Origin of the sequence: Mesorhizobium alhagi CCNWXJ12-2 (assembly GCF_000236565.1) — a bacterium.
Classification (GTDB): domain Bacteria; phylum Pseudomonadota; class Alphaproteobacteria; order Rhizobiales; family Rhizobiaceae; genus Allomesorhizobium; species Allomesorhizobium alhagi.
Window position 1 is genome coordinate 1 of the sequence record NZ_AHAM01000346.1, and the last position, 4,664, is coordinate 4,664.

Consider the following 4,664-nt stretch of genomic DNA (forward strand, 5'->3'; position numbering starts at 1 on the left):
TTCCAAGCCGGATCTCGCAACACCGCGATCATGCGCCGGCGTGGCGGCGAAGCTGCCGTTGAAAGACCCCACGGGCGTGCGGGCGGCGCTGGCGACGACGATTGAAGTCTTGCTCACGATGGCTTCCTCTGTTTTTAGAACTGAGCCCTGGCGGACGCATCAAGCTCAGTTGACGATCGTTGCTTCAGTGGCCCCACGCAGTTCGGCGCCGGTCACTCCTTCGGCGAGTTCCACCACCTTGAGCCCGCCGTCAACGACGTCGAGCACGCCAAGATTTGTGATGATCCGATCGACCACGCGCTGGCCCGGTCACCGGCAGGGTGCAAGCCTTCAGGATCTTCGAATCGCCGGCCTTTTGGTGTGGTCCATATAACCACAACCACCCGTTTCACGCGGGCGACGAGATCCATCGCACCACACATTCCCTTGACGAGCTTGCCCGGAATCATCCAGTTGGTGAGGTTGCCGTTCTCTGCCACCTCTGTCGCCCCGAGGATCGCCATGGCGATCTTGCCGCCGCGGATGTCGATCTCGGCCAGCGCGATCTCGGGCTTGGTCCTGTAGGCACGATGGTCATCAGGCACACCGCACGATCGAGCTGGGCACGGTCGAAAGTCCAGCTCTCGGGCAGGAATAGCCGCAACCCTACCATGACCGGCACTTCGCCAGAGGCCAGCGTCAGCAACACGAGCGTCTGGCAGTTGGCGATCTTGCCAAGCGCCGAGGCATCTTGCGGCACCAAGCCGACCGAGTGGCCCCCCTTCTTAGGCAGCGCGCTGTCATCGAAGACAGCCAAGCATCGTTCCCGCCAACTTGTCCGTCGGCCTCCGCGAGCAGCGCCGCTTCCAACGGCGCGGCGTTCCAGACGCCGCTCGCAACGAAATGGTGCAGGTAGCTGACGTCGCCAGCACGTGCCGCCATCAGTTGAATGCTCTTACGATCGCCAGGGCCGATCAATCCCGCGATATACGCCGGGCACGTCCGTGCTCTCGACTTGTGCCGCAGCGTCCCAAGAAACGGGATTAGCCAGCGCTCCAGATCAACTTGCCAGTTCCCATCCATGGCCGGCCTCTCCAAAAGCCGACCTCCCATGAATCACCGAAGAACCCTCAGAGCTACATCGAAAACGCAGGCTACAAGTCAACCTAAATGCGAAAGGGCTAAGTCGGTCCGCACGCCTGGCTCCCTCAAACCCTCGAATGCATCGCCAATGGTTGGCCCAAAAGCGGACTCGATGCCTCATGCCCTAGAACTACCTGAGCTGAACGGCCTCAGCTTTCACGCTTATCCTGAACCATTTCGCCGAGCCGGATTTGCTTGGCAGCAAAATCTGCTGTGCTCCCGGCGCTTTCCGTTCCCGATTCCCGCAGCTCGGGAACGGCTCATCAAAACAGTGAGAGGCGTTGGAGTTTTGTGAATCGCGGCGCCTACATCGCAGCGAACAGAGGAGCTCTGATACTCAGGATACTACCACACGTAGTAGGTTCGTGGTGGTCGCTTCTCAGTTAAGGGAGTGGAGCCATTTCGGTGAGGATCGCCCAATTGAACGGAGCTGCGGTATGCGACGCAACGATGAAATGAAACTCGGACTGTATCTCGCTCCGGCGGGATATCACGGAGGTGCATGGCGCGATCCGAGCGCGCCAGCGGATGCCAGGGTTGATATCGATCAATATGCTCATTTGGCAGCACTCGCCGAAAGTGCGGCGTTTCATTTCGTATTTCTCGCCGATCATCAAGGCATAATAGGTGATCATGCAGCCATTGCTCGTGTAAGCGGTAACGATGAATTCGAGCCAATTACGCTTTTGTCGGCGCTTTCATCGAGGACACAGGATATCGGCCTTGTCGCGACGGCGACGACGACGTACTACCAACCGTATCATCTCGCACGCATGTTCGCATCACTTGACCACTTATCCCGGGGACGCGCGGCCTGGAACATTGTTACCTCGGCAAGTAATTTCGAAGCCCAAAATTTTGGTGAAAAGGAACTTCCAGATCATGACGCGCGCTACGCTCGAGCGAGGGAATTCGTAGAAGTTGCCAAAGGTCTTTGGGACACGTGGCAGGATGACGCTTTCATTCGCGACAAGCAAAGTGGTATTTATGCCGATACTGCGAAGTTGCATTTGCTTAACCACGGAGGGAACCACTTTTCAGTCAGAGGCCCACTGAACATCGGCAGGCCTCCGCAAGGTTATCCTGTGTTGGTTCAGGCTGGCGCATCCGATGCCGGAATTGCGTTCGCTGCAGAAGTGGGCGAGGTCGTGTTCACCGCCGAACCGTCTTTAGAGAATGGCAAACAATACTACAGAACTCTCAAGCAGAAAGCGCGCGCAGTTGGACGGGACGACGATCAGGTGCTTGTCATGCCGGGCATTATCCCGATCGTTGGGAGGACCAAGCAAGAAGCGTCTGAGAAGCTTCGAAGACTACAATCGCATACGCACATTGACGTTCTGATGAGGACGGCCGATCTTTGGCTGGGGTCTGCTACCGATCTGCGTTCAATGAATCTTGATTCATTGGTCCCTGAGGCTTTGCCGCAGACGAATTTCATCCAGAGCCGTCAGAAACTGCTCCTCGACTTGGCCGCGCGCCAGAAGTTCACCTGGAGACAACTAATCCGCGTAATATCAGACAGCTGCGGTCATCTGCTGGTTGTTGGAACGCCGGACGAAATTGCCAACACCATGGTCGACGTGTTTGATCAACATGCGGCTGACGGATTCAATGTATTGCCGGCGACCGCTCCTAGCGGACTCAAGGATTTTGTTGAGCTCGTCGTGCCCGAATTGCGCCAACGAGGAAAATTCAGGTCCAAATACTCCGGAAAAACCCTGAGAGAGAACCTCGGTCTCAAGCGGCCACTCAATCGGTTCACGCAGGCTGTTCTAAGCATTCGTCCGTGAAAACTGCCGAAGCCGTTGAGTGGGGTTCGGCTGTGGGTTTTGATTGCAAGCCTTCGGCGACTGGAGCCTACTCATCGCGCTAGCCAATCGCACGGCGGAGGAAGCCGACGGAGCAGTGCGCCATTTCGAAGACGGTGTGCCCCAGACGAACGGGCTACTCGGTTTTATCCGCCTGTTCGAGTGCGATTTACGAGGGGTGCCGGTGCTAGGGCTTCCATCGCGTGTGACCACTGGGAAAAGAAGGTTATGAAAACGGTTTGGTAGGACGCCGAAACTTTTAAATGTCAACAATAAAAAAACGCCGGATGATCTCGGAGGCAGTGCAATGCAAGATGCGAGCCCTGCTAGAAGATCGAGTAACGAGATTGACCCAGAGGTTCCAATGCACTTCGACGCTGTAAAGCGCGTGCTGAATGCCGAAGGCTCTGATTGCGCGACCTAACCGGATATGGTCGGAAGAAGCGGGTACGAAGGCAGGGTCGCTATCCTCGGCCAAAACTGGGCTACATGTATTGCTTAGCGTTCGTGTATTCTGTAGCCGGTCTCCCCGGTCGCCGCTGTTTTGTAATGGGTAACATGGAGATGGTCGTGAAATCTTCTACGCTTTCGGTTGACGATGCCGTTACCGTCCTTCTTCGAGATTCCGCCGCCGATGATTACTCGGTGTCACTCCGGAAGCAGTTTCCCCAGCTGCGCGTCTTGTGCGCCAAGGATGCGGGATCGCTCCACCGCCACGTGGCGAAGGCCGACGTTCTCCTCGCGCCCGACTTCCCTGTCGAGTTCTTTGACAAGACCCGTCGACTGCGCTGGTTCCAGTGTACCAACGCGGGCGTGGACTCGATCTTGCCGATCCGTGACCGAATGAACGACCTCATCATCACCAATGTTCGCGGTATCCACGGCGAATTAATTGCCGATTTCGTAATCGGTGGCATGTCAATGCTGCATTGGGACTTCCCACGATTTATGCGAGAACAGTCTCGCAAGGAATGGCATGGCCGAAGCGTCGCACCGCTAGCGGAGCTGACGCTTGGGGTGGTCGGGCTCGGGTCGATCGGTGCCGCCATCGCGCGCCGCGGCAAAAGCGCCGGGATGACGGTGATAGGCTCGAAACGGGATGTGACCGAGCCGATCCCAGGTGTCGACAGGGTCTTCCCGCCGAATGGTCTCGCCGAGCTCTTGGAGCTTTCAGACTTCGTCGTGCTCGCCGTTCCCCACGTTCCGGAAACCGAGCGTCTCATTGGTCGAGAGCAGCTTCGGCTGATGCGCCGCACCGCGTTCCTGATCAACGTTGCCCGTGGCGCGGTGGTTGCGGAAAGTGAGCTCATTGAGGCCCTCCAGGCAGGCATCATCGCCGGAGCCCTCCTCGACGTGTTTGAGCGAGAACCACTCTCAGTTGACAGTCCTCTCTGGACCATGCCCAACCTCATCATGACCCCTCATGTCGCCGGTTGGTCAAACGACTACAACGCCCGAGTATTTGATATTTTCAGCGACAACTTGCGGCGTTTCCTCGAGAACAAGCCACTGCGGAATGTAGTTGACGTGAAGCGGGGCTACTGACTGGACCCGTCGTAGAAAGCTGTTGCAAGCCAAGCTGCTCGACGTCGAGCTCAGCATCCGCGGAATCCTACGCGGTTACGGGCTCAAGGTTGGCGAGGTGAGCCGGGGCCGCTTCGAGGCGCCCATACGCGAACTCATCCAAGGCCACGACATGCTTGAGACGGTTATCGGCCCGACGAGGCGAGG

The 4,664-nt window shown here is 57.5% G+C and carries 2 protein-coding genes and 3 pseudogenes; 3 read left to right on the top strand and 2 right to left on the bottom strand.

Annotation, left to right across the window (positions count from 1 at the left end):
• Positions 1–165: 165 nt before the first annotated feature.
• Both MAXJ12_RS34000 and MAXJ12_RS36455 read right to left on the bottom strand, forming a co-directional pair.
• A pseudogene (locus tag MAXJ12_RS34000) lies at positions 166–524 on the bottom strand (CoA-transferase); the annotation flags it as partial.
• Positions 525–1,099, bottom strand: a pseudogene (locus MAXJ12_RS36455) (IS701 family transposase); the annotation flags it as partial.
• Positions 1,100–1,559: 460 nt separating this feature from the next.
• On the opposite strand from MAXJ12_RS36455, the gene MAXJ12_RS34005 reads away from it, so the two are divergent.
• The 3 genes and pseudogenes from MAXJ12_RS34005 to MAXJ12_RS39560 all read left to right on the top strand — a co-directional run.
• The gene (locus tag MAXJ12_RS34005; RefSeq protein WP_040589740.1) at positions 1,560–2,915 is read left to right on the top strand and encodes an LLM class flavin-dependent oxidoreductase; all 1,356 of its coding nucleotides are present in this window, start codon (positions 1,560–1,562) and stop codon (positions 2,913–2,915) included.
• Positions 2,916–3,497: 582 nt separating this feature from the next.
• On the top strand, positions 3,498–4,478 hold the full coding sequence (locus tag MAXJ12_RS34010) for a D-2-hydroxyacid dehydrogenase (protein ID WP_139044190.1): 981 nt from the start codon (positions 3,498–3,500) through the stop codon (positions 4,476–4,478).
• Between the two features lie 13 nt (positions 4,479–4,491).
• Positions 4,492–4,664, top strand: a pseudogene (locus MAXJ12_RS39560) (IS110 family transposase); the annotation flags it as partial.